This window comes from Bifidobacterium sp. LH_417 (assembly GCF_056357035.1).
Genome location: NZ_JBKEVI010000001.1, coordinates 421,075 through 440,098 on the forward strand (window position 1 = coordinate 421,075; position 19,024 = coordinate 440,098).

Annotated in this window: 14 protein-coding genes; 6 read left to right on the forward strand and 8 right to left on the reverse strand. The window is 65.9% G+C overall.

From position 1 onward, the window contains the following. Position 1 precedes the first annotated feature (1 nt). Together AC1AYR_RS01780 and AC1AYR_RS01785 are read right to left on the reverse strand one after the other, a co-directional pair. Complete coding sequence (locus AC1AYR_RS01780) at positions 2–763, reverse strand: metallophosphoesterase family protein (RefSeq protein WP_476510908.1); 762 nt, start codon at positions 761–763, stop codon at positions 2–4. Between the two features lie 56 nt (positions 764–819). Then, positions 820–1,851 (reverse strand): hypothetical protein, encoded by a 1,032-nt coding sequence (locus tag AC1AYR_RS01785; protein WP_476510907.1) that lies wholly within the window; start codon positions 1,849–1,851, stop codon positions 820–822. Between the two features lie 664 nt (positions 1,852–2,515). On the opposite strand from AC1AYR_RS01785, the gene AC1AYR_RS01790 reads away from it, so the two are divergent. Together AC1AYR_RS01790 and smc are read left to right on the forward strand one after the other, a co-directional pair. Further along, positions 2,516–4,075 carry a bifunctional folylpolyglutamate synthase/dihydrofolate synthase gene (locus AC1AYR_RS01790; RefSeq protein ID WP_476510906.1) on the forward strand — a complete coding sequence of 520 codons (1,560 nt, stop codon included), beginning with the start codon at positions 2,516–2,518 and terminating at the stop codon, positions 4,073–4,075. A gap of 22 nt (positions 4,076–4,097) precedes the next feature. Beyond that, complete coding sequence (smc, locus tag AC1AYR_RS01795; protein WP_476510905.1) at positions 4,098–7,847, forward strand: chromosome segregation protein SMC; 3,750 nt, start codon at positions 4,098–4,100, stop codon at positions 7,845–7,847. Between the two features lie 69 nt (positions 7,848–7,916). On the opposite strand, the gene AC1AYR_RS01800 is transcribed toward smc, so the two are convergent. The 4 genes from AC1AYR_RS01800 to AC1AYR_RS01815 form a co-directional block, all read right to left on the reverse strand. Then, positions 7,917–8,663 carry an aspartate/glutamate racemase family protein gene (locus AC1AYR_RS01800; RefSeq protein ID WP_476510904.1) on the reverse strand — a complete coding sequence of 249 codons (747 nt, stop codon included), beginning with the start codon at positions 8,661–8,663 and terminating at the stop codon, positions 7,917–7,919. Then, the gene (locus AC1AYR_RS01805; RefSeq protein ID WP_476510903.1) at positions 8,660–9,904 is read right to left on the reverse strand and encodes a carboxylate--amine ligase; all 1,245 of its coding nucleotides are present in this window, start codon (positions 9,902–9,904) and stop codon (positions 8,660–8,662) included. The genes AC1AYR_RS01800 and AC1AYR_RS01805 overlap by 4 nt, the downstream gene beginning before the upstream one ends. A gap of 6 nt (positions 9,905–9,910) precedes the next feature. Continuing rightward, positions 9,911–11,500: a UDP-N-acetylmuramoyl-L-alanyl-D-glutamate--2,6-diaminopimelate ligase gene (locus tag AC1AYR_RS01810; protein ID WP_034527517.1), complete on the reverse strand. Its 1,590-nt coding sequence runs from the start codon at positions 11,498–11,500 to the stop codon at positions 9,911–9,913. Positions 11,501–11,575: 75 nt separating this feature from the next. Beyond that, positions 11,576–13,138 carry a UDP-N-acetylmuramoyl-L-alanyl-D-glutamate--2,6-diaminopimelate ligase gene (locus tag AC1AYR_RS01815; RefSeq protein WP_034527514.1) on the reverse strand — a complete coding sequence of 521 codons (1,563 nt, stop codon included), beginning with the start codon at positions 13,136–13,138 and terminating at the stop codon, positions 11,576–11,578. 232 nt (positions 13,139–13,370) lie between these two features. Here AC1AYR_RS01815 and AC1AYR_RS01820 point away from each other — a divergent pair, with 232 nt between their 5' ends. After that, complete coding sequence (locus AC1AYR_RS01820) at positions 13,371–14,066, forward strand: sigma-70 family RNA polymerase sigma factor (protein ID WP_084686106.1); 696 nt, start codon at positions 13,371–13,373, stop codon at positions 14,064–14,066. Beyond that, on the forward strand, positions 14,063–14,362 hold the full coding sequence (locus tag AC1AYR_RS01825; protein WP_034527513.1) for a hypothetical protein: 300 nt from the start codon (positions 14,063–14,065) through the stop codon (positions 14,360–14,362). Before AC1AYR_RS01820 ends, AC1AYR_RS01825 begins: the two co-directional genes overlap by 4 nt. Before the next feature lie 168 nt (positions 14,363–14,530). Here AC1AYR_RS01825 and AC1AYR_RS01830 read toward each other — a convergent pair whose 3' ends face one another. Together AC1AYR_RS01830 and AC1AYR_RS01835 are read right to left on the reverse strand one after the other, a co-directional pair. Further along, positions 14,531–14,605 (reverse strand): 50S ribosomal protein bL37, encoded by a 75-nt coding sequence (locus AC1AYR_RS01830; protein WP_003817083.1) that lies wholly within the window; start codon positions 14,603–14,605, stop codon positions 14,531–14,533. A gap of 129 nt (positions 14,606–14,734) precedes the next feature. Next, complete coding sequence (locus AC1AYR_RS01835; protein WP_034527510.1) at positions 14,735–15,685, reverse strand: aldose 1-epimerase family protein; 951 nt, start codon at positions 15,683–15,685, stop codon at positions 14,735–14,737. 221 nt (positions 15,686–15,906) lie between these two features. Between AC1AYR_RS01835 and AC1AYR_RS01840 the strand changes: the two genes are divergently transcribed. Both AC1AYR_RS01840 and asnB read left to right on the forward strand, forming a co-directional pair. Next, positions 15,907–16,884 carry a 4-hydroxy-3-methylbut-2-enyl diphosphate reductase gene (locus AC1AYR_RS01840; RefSeq protein WP_476510902.1) on the forward strand — a complete coding sequence of 326 codons (978 nt, stop codon included), beginning with the start codon at positions 15,907–15,909 and terminating at the stop codon, positions 16,882–16,884. Positions 16,885–17,074: 190 nt separating this feature from the next. Further along, positions 17,075–18,964 (forward strand): asparagine synthase (glutamine-hydrolyzing), encoded by a 1,890-nt coding sequence (asnB, locus tag AC1AYR_RS01845; protein ID WP_476510901.1) that lies wholly within the window; start codon positions 17,075–17,077, stop codon positions 18,962–18,964. Positions 18,965–19,024: the final 60 nt, after the last annotated feature.

Consider the following 19,024-nt stretch of genomic DNA (forward strand, 5'->3'; position numbering starts at 1 on the left):
TTCAGCGCCTTCCGTCCGTCGGCATGTCGAGCATCGCGGCGCTCGGGGCATTGCCGGCGCGCGCACGGAACCGTTCGGCGATTCGGATCTCGCTCACCGGCTCGAGATTCCAAGCGTCGAGACCCACGTTGAGCGCCTCGGGTCGCGCGCCTTCGGGCGCGAGCTGATGCGTGTGCCCATAAAGAAGCCGTCGCCCATCGAACGACAGCGCCTTATCGCGAAACCGCAAGGCATCGTCCGGCCAGCCGTAGGCGAGATCCTCACGGTACGGGAAATGCGACAGGTTCACGATCTCGACCGAGTCTGGACGTGTGGCGTCGAGACCGGTGAGACCGACCGTATCGTTCGGCTCGATCGACTCGAACAGGTTGCGGGCGGGACGATCGCCCAGCCACCAATCGTCATGGTTGCCGATCACCGCGTGCAGATGACGGCAGCGCAATCGCCGCAGACAGTCCTTGAGATGGCTGACGGATGTACGGAATCCGATATCGCCGAGAATCCACAGTTCGTCGCTCTCGTCGACCAGCCGGTTGATGTTCGCGATGACGGCCTCATCATGCGCGTCGGTGTCGGCGGCCGTATGAAACCTGAGCCGTGAATCATCGAGCACGACGTTCTTAGCCCAATCCTCGGCCGCCTTATGCCCCTTTGAGGCGAGGATCGTCGCATAATGCGCGCGGCCGGGGTCGAACGTCGTGAATCCGCGCAGCACGCTCACCAGCGGATGCCCGAAATGCGTGTCGGTGGTGAAATACCTCATATGATTGTTCCCTCCCTGGCATGGCATGCGCCGTTGATCCGTTCACGGTCTCCAATCTAGTGCCGTGGTGTGTCGACGACCGTTGGCATCAGCCGGTCGGCACGGGCGAGCGGTACTTGTTCCCGACGGGGAATGCCGGCTCTGAGCAGTTTCATCGTCAACGCGGTCCTTCCTATGACGTCGTCATAGGTGAAGTGGACGATTTCTCGTGCTCCCGCGCGTTTCAGTCCCTCATCCCGCTGGCGTTCCTTTGCCACCATCTCATGGATACTTCGATTGTCGGTCATGTCAGGGTCGACGTATTTGCGCGCGCCGTCGTATTCTCCGACGACGGTCGTGCCGTCCGTCAACGTCCACACGAAATCGGCGCGGTACTCCGCTCCGGTCTGCGGATCTCTCACCGGCACCTGAAGACGCGGCGTGGGGAACCGTTCCTCGATCATCGTTCCGCGGGCCAATGATTCTCCGCCGTTCTCGCTTTTCGCGTTCACATGGCGCAGCAGACGCAGAACCGAGCGTGGGTCGGCATGCATGTTGCCAATCGCGTCGAGTACATCTTCGGCGGTGATTCCCTTGGCGAACGCCGAGTCGAAGAACGGCAGCGCGAAACGGAATTCGTATGCGTCGGCGCAGTCGAGAAGTGTCATGGCGGGAGGCAATAGGAGCAGGCCGGTTTCTTCATGTTCGACGCGCGTCAGCGCCGGTTTCGACACATAGACACGTTTCAGATGACGGTCAGGTCGATGTGTGCCGTGATCCGATGTGGCGATTGTCACGGAGCCGTCATGCAGACACCATTGGTGTTCGAATCCGTAGGACACGGCGGCGACTAGGCCTCCGAACACCCATGTGTCATGGACTCGTGCGAGCGCGCGGGCGATGTGCATCGTGCGTTCCGGAGGTTTCAGCCCGTTCCAGTACGCCGTCTCGGCATACAATGACGGGATTCCCGGATAGGGGCGCGTGAGCTCGCCGGTTTTCGCGCGTCTGCGCAATGCCGCCTGCTCGGCTGCATTGCGGGAATACGCGCATCGTTCTTCATGCTGAGCGTCCGCCATCAGCTTCGTCACCGTTCTATGCATTCTCATGGTTCAACCGTAGTCGATTCGTGTCCCGTGGAGGCCCCGGTCCACCCCCTGTGGTCGGAGCCTTGTTTTTCGGCGTGTCTGCTATGTGGGTCGGCGGAATCAAGCCGATTCGCGTACAAGATGTGCAATGTGGATAAACCTGGATGGTGGACTGGCGCCAGGAGACCCTCATTCTCGCGTTGGCGGAGCCGGGTGCCGTCGACGGCGTGCCGGGCCTAGGTGGTGGCGCGTCTGCTGGGTCGTTTTCATGCCAAAGATGGCGTGGTCCCTCCGCGCAGAGGCCCTCCGGCGTCTCCTCCGTGCCAAGGTTGGCGGAACGGCGACGGTGGAGGCCCGCCCAGCGTCGTTTCCATGCCAAGACTGGTACTGAAGCGACGTATGGGGCTTCTTGGCGTCGTCACCGGCCGGCGGGTGGTATGCATGCGACGCCGTTGGCATGGAAGCGACGTACGGGGGCGCCCGTCGGTGAGCGGCCGGCGAACGGGCGGTGCGTGACGGCAGGGGGTCGGCTATCATTGTGGAGTTTGGGCATGTGAGGCCGTGAGGCCGGCCCGGCCGCGGGCGCACCGTTCGACGGGCGACGCCTCCGGTATCCCGGCACCCCGGCAAACCGCCGGAGGCGGCACGGTGACGGCACAGAAGAACAAGCAGGAGCACAGGAACCATGTCATTCGAGCATCCGAACAGGAACAACGAGAGCATCAGGGACGTCGAGCTGGACATCATGAGCCGCCCGCCGGAGCACAACACCACGAACCTTGACCTGGACCGCATGAACCTGATGCTCGACGTGCTGGGACATCCGGAGGAGTCGTTCCGCGTGATCCATGTGACCGGCACCAACGGCAAGGGTTCCACCGCACGCATGGCCGAAGCGATCTGCCGCGCCTACGGCATGCGCACCGGCCTGTACACGTCGCCGCACCTGGAGAAGATCAACGAGCGCATCGCCATCGACGGCCAGCAGCTCTCCGACGACGACTTCATCGACGCCTGGGACCAGATTAGGGACCTCGTCGCGCTCGTCGACCGGAAAATGGAGGAGCAGGGCAAGCCGCGCATGAGCTTCTTCGAAGTGCTCACCGCCATGGCCATCTGGAAGTTCGCCGATGCGCCGGTCGACGTGGCCATCGTGGAGGTCGGCATGGGCGGCGCCTGGGACGCCACCAACGTGCTCGACGCGGATGCCGCGATCATCGGCCCCGTCGACATGGATCACATGAAGTGGCTGGGAAACACCGTCGAACAGATCGCCACCGAGAAGGCCGGCATCATCAAGCCCGGCTGCACTGCCGTCATCGGGCCGCAGCCGCATGCGGAGGAGGTCATGCCGATCATCGAGGCGGCCGCCGAACGCAACCATGCGAAGCTCGTGCGCGACGGCTACGAGATGGAGGTCGTCAACCGCATGCCCGCCGTCGGCGGCCAGGTCGCCACCCTGTCCACGCCGCTCGGCACGTACACGGAGGTGCCGATCGCCAAGTTCGGCGAGCATCAGGCGCACAACGCGCTTTCCGCGCTCGCCGCATGCGAGGCCGTGATCCCCGTCTCCGGCGCCCTGGACGGCGACATCGTCGCCGAGGCGCTTTCCAGCGTGAGGATCCCCGGCCGTATCGAACAGATCCGTACTTCGCCGACCATCATCGTCGACGGCGGCCACAACGTGAACGCCGCCGAATCCTTGCGTGCCGCCATCGAGGAGAACTACCACTTCGAACAGCTCGTCGGCGTGATCGCCATGATGGAGGACAAGCAGGTCGAGGAGTATCTCGGCGTGCTCGAACCGGTTCTGAGCCAGGTCGTCGTCACCGAGAACTCGTGGCGCGACCGCGTCATGTCCGCCGACGATCTGGAGAAGATCGCCGTCGAGGTGTTCGGCCGTGACCGCGTCGTCAAGGAGCCGGAACTGCCGGACGCGATCCAGACCGCCGTCAACATGGTCGACGAAGCGGACGAACTGGGCGTCGGCTACGGCCACGGCGTACTCATCTGCGGCAGCTTCGTCACTGCCGGTGACGCGCGCGAGATGCTCGAAGAGCATGCGAGTCCGGTCATGGCCAAGGCGATGAGCATCCACCAGCCAGTCGTCGAACCCGACGACTCCGATATTGACGCCGATGCCGACGCCGATGCCGACGCCGCCGACGACGTGCTCGGGGGCCTGTTCGGTGGCGAAGACGAACATGGGGCTTCTCACGAGCCTTCCGCCGGTGAGTACGAGTGACGAGTACAGGGGAATTCCAGGCGTGTATCTCAAGGAACTGACGCTGCGCGGCTTCAAATCGTTCGCCTCGGCGACCACGCTGCGTTTCGAGCCCGGCATCACCGCCGTGGTCGGCCCGAACGGCTCCGGCAAGTCGAACATCGTCGACGCGCTCACCTGGGTGATGGGCGAGCAGGGTGCCCGCAACCTCAGGGGCACATCGATGGAGGATGTGATCTTCGCGGGCACGTCCTCCCGCCCCGCGCTCGGCCGCGCACAGGTGAGCCTCACCATCGACAACACCGACCATGCGCTCGACATCGACTATACGGAAGTCACGATCTCGCGCACGATCTTCCGCAACGGCGGCTCCGAATACGCGATCAACGGCTCGCCATGTCGTCTGCTCGACATCCAGGAACTGCTCTCCGATACCGGTCTTGGCCAGCAGATGCACGTGATCGTCGGCCAGGGACGGCTCGACCAGATCCTCCGGGCCGATCCTGCCGGGCACCGCGCGTTCATCGAGGAGGCGGCCGGCGTCCTCAAACACCGCAAACGCAAGGAGCGTGCGCTGCGCAAACTCGCCAACACGGACGCGAACCTCAAACGGCTCGACGATCTGCTCGGCGAGATCCACCGTCAGCTCGGCCCGCTCGGCCGCCAGGCCCGCGTCTCACGACGCGCCGACGCGATCAAGGTCACGCTGCGCGATGCCCAATCACGTCTCTACGCGGAGGACGCGGTCAAGGCGATGCGTCGGCGCGACCGGGCGCACGAGGAGCTGGCGGCGGTCCGCGGCGATCTCACCGGATTGCGCCGCGAACTCGCACAGGTCAAAGTGCGCATCGAACAAGTGGAGGCGCAGGCCGGCGAAGCCGATCCCGCCATCGAACGTCTCGACCGTTCCTGGCATGAACTGACGCAGTTGAAGGAACGATTCTCCTCGCTCGCGGCCCTCGCCGACGAACGCGGACGCACGCTGTCCGCGGCCGTCGCGTCGGAACGCGGCGACGACCCGGACATCCTCGACCATCGCGCCGTGGAACTCGACGGACAGGCCGCCGAAGCACGGCACGCGCAACAGGATGCGCGGAACGCACTCGATCAGGCCACCGAAACCCGTTCCGCGGACGAACGGCGTCTCGCCGACCTGCGACGGACGATCGCCGAGGTCGACCGTGCCAGCCGTGAACGCGATGCCCGCGCCGCACGCCTGCGCGAGCTCATCGCGCGCGAAGAGACCGCCGTCGAGCTGGGGGAGGGGCGCGGCAGAGACCTCGCGGCGCAACGCGAATCCCTGCTCGCCCGACAGCATGACGCGCGCACGCGGCTCGCACAGTTGCACGAGCAGACCGCGGCCGACAGCGGCGACGGCACTGCCGCCTTGGACGAGGCACGCGCTCTGCTCGCCGAACGCCGCGACGCCTTGGATGCGCTGCTCGCCGAACAGCGGGACCTCCAATCCTCGATCATCTCGCTCGACGCCAAATCCGAGGCGTTGAAGGACACACTCGAATCCCGCGGCGATGCCGGTTCGCTCACATCCGATCCATCCGTGACGGTGCTGGGACGTCTCGCCGAACTCATCCACGTGGCCGACGGTTGGGAGGAGGCGGTCGCGCACGCGCTCGCCGAATATGCAGGCGCACTCGTCGTCCCCGACGATACGGCCATGCTCGCCGTGCTGCGTGTCGCCCGCGAACGCCGAATCGGCAAGGCCTCGGTCATCAACGCGGGCGCGGCCGTTCCGGACGATCCGGCCGTTGCGGACACTCCGGCAGATCAGTCCACGCCGCGCACACTGGTCGGCATCGGGGAAGCCGATACTGCGGAATCCCACAACGTGATCGCCGCCACCGGCCTGACAGCGCTCGCCTCGCTTGTCGCCGCGAATCCTGATGCCGCGGATCCCGCGCTCGCCGAACGCGTCGCGCGCGTGGTGCGGGAGCTGCTCGCCGATACGATGGCGGCCGACCGGCTCGAGGACGCACGTCGCATCATCGCCGACGGTGCGGCGTCGCGCGTCGTGACGCGCGCCGGCGACGTGATGGTCGCCGGCATCGCCGCGTCGGGCGGAGCCGGATTGGCGCAAAGCGACCTGTCGCTTGCCGCGCGCCGCGACAAGGCCCTGCATCGGGCGAAGGAACTCGCCACACGACTCGAGCAACTGGAATCCAAGGTGTCGCAGGCCCGCACCGCGTTCGCGCAGGCGACGGCGAACGTCGACGCCGAAAACCGGCGTCGCATCGAGATGCGGCTCAAAGCCGAGCAGACGCAGCGGGAGACGCGTGACGTCCAGACGAGTCTCGACGGCATCACCCGTGAGATCGAACGACTCGACGGCCAAATCGCGGCCGCGGGCGAGGAACGGGAGAACCATCGCGCCCGTCTCGCCGACCTGCATGCCGCCCTCGATACGGACATGGCCGGCGATTCAGGCCGGCCGGACGCGGACGGTCTCGCCCGACGCGCGCAACAGCTCGAGGAGACGCTTGCCGCGGCCCGTGACCGGGAGACCGCCGCGAAGATTGCATGGACCGAGATACAGCGTAAAGCCGAATCGTTGCAACGTCAGTCGGCGCTGCTGCATACGCAGGCGCAGGAGGCGCGCAAGCGTCGTGAACGGCTCGACAGGCTTGCCGCGGAACGCCGTGAACGCGCAGCCCGTGCCCGGATACTGGCGCAGAAGGCCTCCGAAGCCGCGCGGAAGGCGGAACAGGCGATCGCGAAGGTCGTCGCCGAGCGCGACGAACTCAGGGCGGTGGCCGCGGGACGCAACGAGGAGCTGCGTGACCTGCGCGAACGCCGCAACAGAATCGAACCGAAGGTCGGAGGCCTCGCACAGCGTGAGCATGCGCTCGATGTGGATCGTGAACGGTATACGGGCGAATACGCGCAGGTTGAACGCAGGGCCGACGAAGAGCTCGGCATGACGGTCACGGAACTCGTCGACGGATACGGTCCGGACAAGCCGGTGCCGGTGCTTGACGAGCACGGACGACCGCTGCCGGCCGACGGTGCATCGGCGCCGACAGCATCGACCGGCGACGGCACGCCCACCGCCGACGACACGGCCGCAGCCGACGCCGGGAATCCCGAGGCCTTCCGTACCGTGCCGTACGTGCGCGAGGAGCAGGAGCGTCGCCTCGACAAGGCGAAGCGTGACCTCGCCAAGCTCGGCAAGGTGAATCCGCTCGCCACCGAGGAGTATGAGGCGTTGGAGGAGCGCAACCGGTATCTGAACGATCAGCGCAACGACGTGGCGCGTTCGCGCGACGACCTCATGCGGCTCATCCGTGAGCTGGATACGACGATGGTCGATGTGTTCCGCGATGCGTTCGAGGATACCGCGAAGGCGTTCGAGCAGGTGTTCGCGACGTTGTTCCCCGGCGGCACCGGGCGTCTGCGTCTGGAGAATCCGAACGATCTGCTCTCCACGGGCGTGGTCGTCGAGGCGAGTCCCGCCGGCAAGCGCGTGCGGCAGCTGAGCCTCCTGTCCGGCGGCGAACGTTCGTTGACCGCACTGGCGCTGTTGTTCGCGATCTTCACCGCACGTCCCAGCCCGTTCTACGTGATGGACGAGGTGGAGGCCGCGTTGGACGACGTGAACCTCACACGTCTGCTGGACGCGCTGGGCGATCTGCGCGAGCACGCCCAGCTCATCGTCATCACGCATCAGCAGCGCACGATGTCGATCGCGGACGCGCTCTACGGCGTGACGATGCGTGCCGACGGCGTCACCGCCGTGGTGAGTCAGAAGCTCGACGGTGGTAACGCCGTCACCGACTGAGCGGAGATGACGAACCCCCTCCACCCATCGGATGGAGGGGGTTCGTCATGCCGTCGGACGGACGGGGGCTCACGCCCTGCGTGATTCGCGCAACGCCTTGGCGCGGGCGATCGTGTCGTCCACGAGCACGGCCTGCGCATCCACGAGCGGCAGCTGCGGCATCGGAAACGCCTCGTTGAGTACGGAAAGCTCGGTGCAGCCGAGAATCAATGCGTCGGCGCGCACCGGGCCGGACGGGTCGAGCATGTCGCGCAGCACCGACTCGTAGCGTTCCAGGTTCAGCCCGCCGGCACCCTTCACATCGTCGTAGATAAGCGATGTGATGCGCTCCTGCAGCGCGTCGTCCGGCTCGACGAACGTGTAGCCCGCCTCCTCGACGGCCTGACGGTACACGCCTGCGGCGCGCGATCCGAGCGTGCCGAGGAAGCCGACGCGCTCGCACGTGCCTGACGGCGCGTGCGGATACAGCGAGGAGAGGCGTGCGACCGCGCCACGCGGCATGTGCAGGATCGGCACGTCGGTGAGCGCTTGGAAATGGTCGTAGAAGTAGTGGGCCGTGTTGCAGGTGAGCACGATGAAGCTTGCGCCCATCGCGGTCGCCTTCTCGATGTCGTCGGCGATTACCGGGAACGGGTCGTCGTCCGACTGGCCGGTGATGAACGCGGTGCGGTCCGGCACGGCGGCGTCGTTGAACACGACGTAGTCGAGATACTCTTGGTCGCAATGCGCGTGCGTGCCCTCGTTGACGAGACGCACGTAGCTTTCCGTGGCCAGCGAACCCATGCCGCCCAGCACGGCGAAGAACGGTCTTCTCACTTCAATGCGCCCTTCTGCCGGAAGTACTTGGCGTAGCTCTTCTTGTAGATCGAGAACATGTGGCGGATCATCAGCCAGCGCAGCGGGTTCATGTCCTTCGCGTACTCGAGCGTGGTGCCCCAGTCCCCGGATTTGAGCATGGCCATGCCGCGCGTCTTGTCTTCGCCTTCGGCGACGTAGTCGGTGAAGATGGAGCGCGGAATCTCCAGCCACAGCTTCGAGCCGCGGCCGAACACGGTGTTCCCGTCGAACGGCGTGTCCTCGACGAGGTCGTCGACGAAATACTTCGCCAGGTTGAAGCCGTTGAGCGTGACGAAGTAGCTGGAACGGCCCTGGCGCAGGTTGATTTCGAACAGTTTGTACTCGCCGTCGCGCTCGTCGTACTTCATGTCGAAGTTCGCGACGCCCTCGTAGCCGATGTCCTCCAGGAATGCCTTGATGCGGTCGAACACGCCCTGGTTGAAGTCGGGGATGATGGCCGCGTAGTTGCCGGCGGCCACGGGGGAGGGGTCCTCGAGCAGCGGGTGGCCGAGGAACATCATGCGCACGCGGTGGTGGTGGTCCACGTAGGCGTTGAGCACGCGCATGCGCGAGTCGTCGCCGGGGATGAAGTCCTGGATGATCATCTCGGACTTGTAGCCGGCGTCGTAGGCGCGGCGGATCATCACGTCCAGCTCCTCGGGGCGCTCGAAGATGTACGCCTTACGGCGGCCCTCGAAGTCGATGTCGAGCCATTCGACCGAGTTGGCGGGCTTCATGGCCACCGGGTAGGAGAACGGCAGGTCCTTGTACGCGCCGAGCCTCACGTCCTCGGCGGTCACGGTCTTCGTCTTCGGATGCGGCAGGTCGTACTTTTCGCACAGCTTGTAGAACGTGGCCTTGTAGGCGAGCTCGCGCGACAGGCGGATGTCGAGCGTGTTGTAGACGAAGTACTTCCTCAGGTCGTCGCCGCACTGGCTCAGCAGGTTCGCGTACACGTCGCCGCAGGGGATGAGCAGCAGCGCGCGGTCCGGGTCCTCGGCCTTCATGCGCCGGCCGAGGTCGAGCATGAAGTCGCGGAACGTCACGAAGTTGTCGAAGTCGGGCACGATGTGCACGTTGACGATCTTGCTGAACTTGGTGGGGCTCAGCTGGAAGTACGCGTACGCGTCGGAGACGATGCCGTACTCCTCGTGGAACGCGCGGGCCATGCCGTACACGTTGATGTCGCTACCAAGCAGAATCGGTTGGAATCGGGTCATGGTTGCTCACCTTACTCCCTGCGCATGCCGTTCGAGCGCGCGCCGCACGACGTTCGCGTCGCCCGGCCACGCCACCGGCCTGCCGTCGATGATGTTGCGCGTCTCGTGGCCCTTGCCGATGACGAGCACGATGTTAAGCCTCCCGTGCTCGCGCGCGTCGGCGCGGGCCTCGTCGATGGCCGTCCCGATCGCCTGCTCGCGGTCGACGATCACCTTCGCCGTCGCGTCCGGGTCGGTCACGTGGGAGGCCATCTCCTCGGCGATCGCGCGCGGGTCCTCGAAGTTCGGATCGTCGGTGGTGAGGATGAACGACTTGGCGCGTCCCAGCGCGCCCTTGACGATGCCCTCGCGGCGGTCGATGGCTTTGCCGCCGGTCGATCCGGCGACGAGCGTGATGCGCGGGTCCCGTTCGCCGTACACGCGCAGCACCTCATCGACGACCGACTTGGTGGAGATGTAGTTGTGCGCGTAGTCCACGTACACGTGCAGGTTCTCGCCTTCGGTGAAGCGTTCCATGCGTCCCGGCACCTGCACGCGTTCGACGGCGCGCATCGCCGGGTCGTCGAACGGCACGCCGGCCTTCATCGCCAGCGTCATCGCGGTGCCCGCGTTGAGGAAGTTGAATTCGCCAAGCATGTCGAGCTCGAGCGCGACGGTCGTGCCGCCGCACGTCACGCGGATGCCGGTCTTGCGCGACGGGTCCACGGCGATCGTCACGTCGGCGGGCGTCGTGTGTCCGGTCGCCGGGTCGTCGAGCGCGAACGTCGTGACCGTCACGCCGGCGCGCCGCGCGTCCTCGCGCAGCAGGTCGGCGTGGTCGCAGTCGGCGCCGAGCACGAGCGTGCGCGAGTTCGCGATGATGCGGCGCTTGCAGTGGAGATAATCCTCGAACGTGGGGTGTTCGATCGGGCTGATGTGGTCGGGGGAGATGTTGAGGAAGGCGCCGACGTCGAAGGTGAGTCCGTAGACGCGGTTCACCTTGTACGCCTGCGAGCTGACCTCCATGACGAGGTATTTCATGCCGTTGTCGACGGCCTCGCGCATCATCCGGAACGCGTCGAGCGATTCGGGCGTCGTGAGCTTGGACGGCGTCCACGTACGCCCGTCGAGGCAGCAGGTGAGCGAGCTCATCATCGCCGCGTGGCCATGCGAGTATTCGTTGAGGATCGCGTGCGTGAAGTAGTCGGTGGTGGTCTTGCCTTTGGTGCCGGTGATGCCGATCAGGGTGAGCTCGTCCTGCGGGCGTCCGTAGAATTCGGCCGACAGCAGACTCATCGCCTTGTGCACATCCTCGACGATGAGGCCCGGGGCCTTCGTGCGGTCCGTGTAGGGGGTCTCGGCCACGTAGGCGCCGAGGCCGCGCCCGTCGATGCCGTCGAGGAACTCGGGCTTGAACCGTCCCTTGATGAACAGCAGCGCGCCGTCCGCCACCTTGCGGGTGTCGTAGGTGATGGACGGAATCGGATCGCTCGCGCCGGGAATCGTCGAGGCGTCCATCGTCCAATGGTTCCCGGCGACGATCTCGCGAAGCAGATGATGGTTATCCAGCAGCTTGGCCGCGGCGGCGAGGCTCAACGGCGAAGTCGTGGTGGGCATATGGTTCTCTCCCTAGTATCGAGTGGCGATGCGGGTCTCCCCGGCATCATCGCACGATACTACTCCACCGGCGTCTCACTTCGCCGCAAGCAGCCGTTCGACCACCCGGTCGTCGCCCTCGTACGGCACGTGCCTGTTGCGGTCCTTGATCCAGCGTTCGTCGCCTTTGCCGATGACGAGCACCACGTCCACGCGTTCCGGGTGCGCACGCGCCTCGTCCAACGCGTCGGCGATGGCGGCGGTGCGGTCGATGATCGTCGCGGCGGCGACGCGCGGGTTGGTCACGTGGGAGCGCATGTCGCGGCAGATGTCCTCGAATGGTTCGGTGTCGGTGTCCTCCGCGGTGAACACGAAACGCGCGATGCGGTCCTGCGCCGCCTCGACGATCTCCCGGCGGCGGTCGAACGCCTTGTCCCCCGCCGAACCGGCCACCAGCGTGACGATCGGATCGCGGCCGGCGTAGCGAGCGTCGACGAAGTCGAGCAGCGCCTTGACGGAGACGTGGTTGTGCGCGTAGTCGACGATGATGTCGGTGTCGCTCGCCGCGTCGCGGAAATGCTCCATGCGGCCGGATACGCGCGTCGGCTCCATCGCGTGCAGCGCGCCCGCCTCGTCGGCCGGCACGCCCGCCGCATGCGCGATGGCCACGGCGGCCAGCGCGTTCTCATAGTTGAAATCGCCGGCGAGCGCCAGCCGGTAGCCGCCGAGGTCGTGGCTGTCGAGGCGCATCGCGTAGGCGTCGTGGCCGTCGCCGGTCGGCCACGCGACGGCCGTGGCGGGCGCGTCGTCGTCGGCGGGTGCGGCGTCCAGCAGCGCGAATTCGGTCACGGGCACGCCGGCGGTGGCCGCGTCCTCGCGCAGCAGGTCGGCGTGGTTGGTCCGCGCGTTGAGCACCAGCGCGCGGCTGTTGTCCACGATGAGGCGTTTGCAGCGCAGATAATCCTCGAGCGAGGGGTGCTCGATGTCGCTGATGTGGTCGGGGGAGATGTTGAGGAAGGCGCCGACGTCGAAGGTGAGTCCGTAGACGCGGTTTACCTTGTACGCCTGCGAGCTGACCTCCATGACGAGGTATTTCATGCCGTTGTCGACGGCCTCGCGCATCATCCGGAAGGCGTCGAGCGATTCGGGCGTGGTCAGATCGGATTCGACGTAGGTGTGGCCGTCGAGGCAGTTGTCCACCGAGGAGAACAGGGCGCAGCGGCCGTCGGAGTGGGTGTTGAGCACGGCCTGCGTGAAGTACGCGGTGGTGGTCTTGCCTTTGGTGCCGGTGATGCCGATCAGGGTGAGTTGGTCCTGCGGGCGTCCGTAGAATTCGGCGGCGAGCAGGCTCAGCGCCTTGCGCGCGTCGTCGACGATCAGTCCGGGTGCGGCGGTGTGGGCGGACATGTCGGTTTCGGCGACGTAGCCGGCGAGACCGCGGTCGTCGCAGCCGTCGAGGAATTCGGGGCGGAATCGGCCCTTGCATACGAGCATCGAGCCGGGGGCGACCTTGCGGGTGTCGTAGGTGAGCGAGGCGAACGGTTCGTCCGCGCCGGGCAGCGCCGCGGCCGTCCTCGACCATCGTCCGCCGTGGATCACCTCGCGCAGCAGATGGTGGCGTTCGAGCAGTGCGGCGGCGGAGTTGAGGGTCAGTGCCATCGGTGTCGCTTCCTTTCGTGGCGGGGCCGTGCCCGCCGATCGTGTCGGTCGTAGCGGCCGTACGTTCCTGTACGGTCGGAAGGCCCGTGCCTCCCGTTCGGACGGCTCTACTGTGGGCGACGAATCTCAACGTCGACTGGGAGGTTGCTTGGATTCTACCGCCGGATATGCCCGGATACGCGGCCTGCGGCGATTACAATGGGCAATCGTGACCAGCGAGACGAAAGAGACGATGGCTCAGCGCCGCGCGCGCTTCGAGAAGCTCGCCATGCCCGCGCTCGACGCGCTCTACCGGCGGGCGATGCGCCTGACCAACGATCCGGACGATGCGCAGGATCTCGTGCAGGACACCTTCGAGAAGGGGTTCAAGGCGTTCGATTCGTTCACGCCGGGGACGAACTTCGAGGCGTGGATGACGACCATCGAACGCAACGCCTACTTCAACCAGTACGCGAAGGCGAAGCGGCGCCCGCAGCGGGCGAACGATACGAGCGGCGAATACGACGACTGGGACCTGTACGAGGCGTCCGAACATTCCTCGGACGGGCTCAAATCCGCGGAGGACGAGTATCTGGACGCGTTCGCGCCCGAGGAGATCATGCAGGCGCTGGCGAAGCTGTCTCCCGAACGGCGGCAGGTGTTCATCGACACGGCGATCGACGGCAAGACGTACCGGCAGGTCGCTGAGGAGCAGGGCGTCGCCATCGGCACGGTGATGAGCCGGCTCAACCGCGCGCGCACCCAGCTCAAGCACGAGCTCGCGTCCTACGCGCGCGAACACGGGTACGGGTCGCAGCTGCCGGCTAAGCCGTCCTCCGGCTCCGGTTCACCCTCGGCGAAGTCGGGGCGGGGGCGTGCCGGTTCACGCGTTTCCGGCGATAATGGAACCGTCAGGCGGGAATCCGCACAGGGAAAGGAGACGCGATGAGCCAGATGCCGGTGGAGCATGTGCGTCGCATCGCCGTCACCCGCACGTCGGCGGATGGCGTCGTCAGCCATACCGAGGTGCGCATCACCGAGACGCGCGTCGTCGACGTGGATTCCGCGGCCGATGCCGGTCGTGACATGGGCGATGTGGGGGAGTGCTTCGACCCCGCGACCTGCTGCTCCGAGCGGGAGCAGGCGATGATCGCCGCGTTGCGTGCCTATCTGCGGCCCGAATCGGCGCCGGAATGTCTCAAGGCGAGACTCAAGGCATGCCTCGACCACTGCTGCGAACAGTGAGCGGGTGCCTCGCGCGGGGCATGTGGGACTTCGTTCGCGATATCTCTCCCTCAGTCGGCTTCGCCGACAGCTCCCTCGTCAGAGGGAGCCGAACGAAGACGCGGATATGAGAAAACCCGCCGGGCCGTGAGGCTCAGGCGGGTTTTCCGCGTCTTGAACAGACAAGAATCAGGCGTTGGGGCGCTTGCCGTGGTTGGCGGCCTTCTTACGACGATCCTTGCGCTTACGTCCGCGCATGCCCATGATGGACTCCTTTACTGGAAAGATAAATAAGCCTTCGGCATTATGCCACAGGACGCGGACGCGCCGCAAACCGCGTTTCGGACGGGAGCCGGAAACGCGGTTCGCGGCGCGTACCGTGGCGAGATGGCGTCAGTCGATCTCGGCCTTGATGAACAGCTTCGTCACGCTGGACTCGCCCGGCTTGATCGCGATGAGGTCCTTGCCGGTGTTGAACGCGTTCGCGTAGGCGGTCTGCGGCTCGACCGCGGTGCCCGCCGGATGCTTGGACGCCGGGAAGCCGGTGCCGGTGCACACCTGGAACGAGGTGACCGTCTCGTCGCCGCCCACGTGGACGGTCAGGCCGTCCGGGCGGTGGAACACGGCGGTCGTGGTGCCGTCGGCGGCGTGCTCGACGTCCGTCCACGCGTCGTCGTACGGCTGCTCGGTGATCAGACGCGGCTCGCGGAAGTCGTACTTCGTGCCGTCCACCGGTTCGGTGCCGGTCGGGATGAGGTTCTCGTCGACGGTGACGTGCGTGCGCGCCGGCACGGTGAGCGTGCACTGCGCGTTGTGGCCGTCGATCTCGTCGCCGTAGCCGTTGAAGCCGTTGTCGAGCCACGGGTGGATGGCGAGCGCCCACGGGGCGTCGACGTCGCCGTTGTTGGCGGCCTCGACGGTGACCTTCAGGCCGTCGTCGGTGAGCTCGTGCGTCGCGGTGACGGTCACGTCGAACGGGTAGCCGAGCAGGAACGGCACGCGCCAGGACTGGGTGACGGAGTTCTCGGTGAGGGTCTCCAGCTTCCAGAAGGAGCGGTAGCCGTAGCCGTGGATGGCGGTGTTCCTGTCGTGCTCGTCGATCGGCAATTCGTAGGTCTTGCCTTCGAAGGTGTAGACGCCGCCTTCGATGCGGTTCGGGAACGGCACGAGCAGCTGGCCGTGGCAGCAGGTGACGGGGTCGTCCGGTCCGAGCGGGACGATCACGTTCCTGCCCTTGTAGGTGACTTCGCGCATCGTCGCGCCCAGTTCGGTGATGACGGCCTTGTAGTCGCCGTGGGTGATCGTGTACTGCTGCCCCGTGCGCGGGGGAAGGTTCTTGGCCATATATCTCACTCCAGAGTGAATATGAAGTTGTTTGCGGTGTGCGCGACAACGTGCGTTATCGCTAACACGTCCAGTCTAGCGTTATTTTCACGTCACGCGCCCGTGCGTCTCCCGCGAATCGCGCGTCGCAGGTCGCCGGCGGTGCGGTAGAGTGCATGCGTAACGATTGCGGCGCGGGGCGCGCCGATGCCCGAGACGATCGAGAAAGGTCCCTGATACCCATGGCGAAACGCATCGTATTGGCCGATCCGCGCGGATTCTGCGCCGGCGTGGACCGGGCGATCCTCACCGTGCGCACGATCCTCAAGGGCTCGCACGCCGCGCCGGGGACGGATCTGCCGCCCGTGTACGTGCGCCGTCAGATCGTGCACAACAAGCACGTGGTCGAGGATCTCGCCTCGCAGGGCGCCGTGTTCGTCGAGGAGCTGGGCGAGATCCCCGACGGAGCGGCCGCGGCGGGCGTGCCGGTCGTGTTCTCCGCTCACGGCGTGTCGCCCGCCGTCAAGGTGGAGGCGAAGGCGCGCGGGCTCAACGTGGTGGACGCCACCTGCCCGCTCGTCGCCAAGGTGCACCGCGAGGTGCTGCGCTTCGCCCGTTCCGGCTACGAGATCGTCTACATCGGTCACAAGGGGCACGACGAGGCGGTCGGCGTCGTGGGGGAGGCGCCGGAGCACGTGCATCTGATCGAGCATGAGCGCGACGTCGAGGGACTCGACTTCGCGCCGGACACGAAGCTCGTGCTCCTGAGCCAGACCACGCTGAGCGTCGACGAGACGGCCGGCACGATCGCCGCCCTGAAGGCGCGGTTCCCGTGGATCGAGATGCCGCCCAGCTCGGACATCTGCTATGCGACCTCCAACCGTCAGGCCGCCGTCAAGCTCGTCGCCGAACGCTCCGGATGCGTCGTGATCGTGGGATCCGCGAACTCGTCGAACTCCGTGCGCCTCGTCGAGGTCGCGCAGGAGGGATTGGGGGAGCGCGGCCGCGCCCACCGGGTCGACGACGCCGGCGACCTCGACTCCGCATGGTTCGAGGGCGTCGAGGCGGTCGGCGTCTCCTCCGGCGCGTCCGTGCCCGAGGAGTACGTGGACGGCGTGATCGCCGCGCTGCGCGAACGCGGATACACGGACGTCGAATCGGTGGAGACCACCAAGGAGACGATGCACTTCGTATTACCGGCGGAGCTTCGCCGCCGGTAACTTCGCAGCAAGCTGCTCACTTCGCCTACGGAAAGCCCACCGGGCTTTCCGCTATACGGCTCAGTCGTCGGAGCTTCGCCGCCGGTAACTTCGCAGGCGATGACCGCGCCGGCGGTGATGCACAGGACCGTCACATCGCGTTGGTAGGGTATTGCCCATTGAGCCAACCCCGAGGAGATGGAAATATCTTATGTGCGGAATCGCCGGATTCGTCAACGACGACCCGATCGACGTCAAGTGCCCGGTCATCAAGCGGATGACCGACATCATCGCCCATCGCGGCCCCGATTCGGAAGGCAAGTACGTGGACGAGCACGTGGCGCTCGGCCACCGTCGTCTGAGCATCATCGACCTCGGCGGCGGCCAGCAGCCGATCTACAACGAGGACGGCAACCTCGTCATCACGTTCAACGGCGAGATCTACAACTACCGGCCGCTGCGCGTCCAACTCATCGAGGCCGGCCACACGTTCACCACCGAATCCGACACCGAGGTGCTGCTGCACGGCTACGAGGAGTGGGGCGTCGACCTGCTGCAGAGGATTCGCGGCATGTTCACCTTCGTGATCTGGGACAAGACGAAGAAGGAGCTGTTCGGCGCGCGCGACCACTTCGGCATCAAGCCCTTCTACTACGCGAAGATGAACGGCACGTTCATGTACGCCTCCGAGATCAAGAGCCTGCTGCAGCACCCCGACTTCGTCAAGGAGCTCAACCGCGAGGCGCTCAAGCCGTACATGACCTTCCAGTACCCGCCGTTCGCCGAGACCTTCTTCAAGGGGGTGTTCAAGCTGCCCGAAGGCCACTACTTCACCTACCGCGACGGGAAGATGGACATCCACCGCTACTACGACGAGCGCTTCCGCGAGTCCGACGTGACGCTCGACCATCTCGTCGACACCATCGACGACACGGTCGTCGGCTCCGTCAAGGCCCACCAGATCGCCGACGTGGAGGTCGGCTCGTTCCTCTCCTCCGGCGTGGACTCCAGCTACGTGGCCGCCGTCGCCCGCCCGCAGCACACGTATTCGATCGGCTTCGGCAAAGGCACCTACAACGAGAGCCAGCAGGCCGGCGAGCTCGCCGAGATCCTCAAGCTCAACAACACGGCCGAGGCCCTGACCGACGAGGAGGCGTTCAGCGCCTTCCCGCAGATCCAGTGGCATCTCGACGAGCCCGACTCCAACCCGAGCTGCGTGCCGCTGTTCTTCCTCTCCAAGCTCGCCGCGCACGACGTCAAGGTCGTGCTCTCCGGCGAGGGCGCCGACGAGCTGTTCGGCGGCTACATCGACTACGGCGTGCACACGAAGTCGAAGGTCATCAAGGTCGTCACCCGCTGGCTCACCCATCTGCCCGCCGGCGCGCGCCACGCCATCGCCCGATGGTGCAAGGGCAAGACCTTCCACGGCGCGTGGCACCTGTACGCGAATCTCGCGCCCGCCGAGGAGAGCTTCATCGGACAGGCCCGCGTGTTCGAGGAGTCCGAGTCGGACCGCATCCTCAAGCCCGAGTACCGCAAGGCGCCCAGCGTGCAGAGCATCGTCGACAAGACCTACGCGCGCATCGAAGGCAAGGGACTGAGCGAGCTCAAGAAGAAGCAGTACCTCGACATGCACCAGTGGATGCCCGGCGACATCCTCCTCAAGGCCGACAAGCTCACGATGGCCCACTCGCTCGAGCTGCGCGTGCCGCTGCTCGACAAGGTGCTCATGGGCGTCGCCGAACAGGTGCCCACCAAGTGGCTCATCAACGACGAGAACACCAAGTACGCGTTCCGTCAGGCCGCCGGCCGCCACTTGCCCGAGGAGTGGAAGAGCCGCGAGAAGCTCGGCTTCCCCGTGCCGATCAAGAAGTGGCTGCGCGAGGAGAAGTACTACAAGCTGGTGCGTTCCGTGTTCGAGCGCGACTACGTGAACGAGTTCTTCGACCAGGACGCGATCCTGAAGATGCTCGACGACAACTACGCCGGCAAGACCGACGACCGTCGCCGCATCTGGACCGTCTACACGTTCCTCACCTGGTACGACGTGTACTTCGTGCACGACGGCTCCAAGCCGGCCGTGCTCGACCTGGGAGACTGAGCGTCGCACGGGGCGTGCAAGGGGCCTGCGGACCGTCCGCGGGCCCCCGACCAGTCATCG

Excerpts from the sequence above, each read along its gene's own strand:
- AC1AYR_RS01780 (WP_476510908.1), bottom strand. The coding sequence starts at position 763 with ATGAGGTATTTCACCACCGACACGCATTTCGGGCATCCGCTGGTGAGC.
- AC1AYR_RS01785 (WP_476510907.1), bottom strand. The coding sequence starts at position 1,851 with ATGAGAATGCATAGAACGGTGACGAAGCTGATGGCGGACGCTCAGCAT.
- AC1AYR_RS01790 (WP_476510906.1), top strand. The coding sequence starts at position 2,516 with ATGTCATTCGAGCATCCGAACAGGAACAACGAGAGCATCAGGGACGTC.
- AC1AYR_RS01805 (WP_476510903.1), bottom strand. The coding sequence starts at position 9,904 with ATGACCCGATTCCAACCGATTCTGCTTGGTAGCGACATCAACGTGTAC.
- AC1AYR_RS01810 (WP_034527517.1), bottom strand. The coding sequence starts at position 11,500 with ATGCCCACCACGACTTCGCCGTTGAGCCTCGCCGCCGCGGCCAAGCTG.
- AC1AYR_RS01815 (WP_034527514.1), bottom strand. The coding sequence starts at position 13,138 with ATGGCACTGACCCTCAACTCCGCCGCCGCACTGCTCGAACGCCACCAT.
- AC1AYR_RS01820 (WP_084686106.1), top strand. The coding sequence starts at position 13,371 with ATGGCTCAGCGCCGCGCGCGCTTCGAGAAGCTCGCCATGCCCGCGCTC.
- AC1AYR_RS01825 (WP_034527513.1), top strand. The coding sequence starts at position 14,063 with ATGAGCCAGATGCCGGTGGAGCATGTGCGTCGCATCGCCGTCACCCGC.
- AC1AYR_RS01835 (WP_034527510.1), bottom strand. The coding sequence starts at position 15,685 with ATGGCCAAGAACCTTCCCCCGCGCACGGGGCAGCAGTACACGATCACC.
- AC1AYR_RS01840 (WP_476510902.1), top strand. The coding sequence starts at position 15,907 with ATGGCGAAACGCATCGTATTGGCCGATCCGCGCGGATTCTGCGCCGGC.
- asnB (WP_476510901.1), top strand. The coding sequence starts at position 17,075 with ATGTGCGGAATCGCCGGATTCGTCAACGACGACCCGATCGACGTCAAG.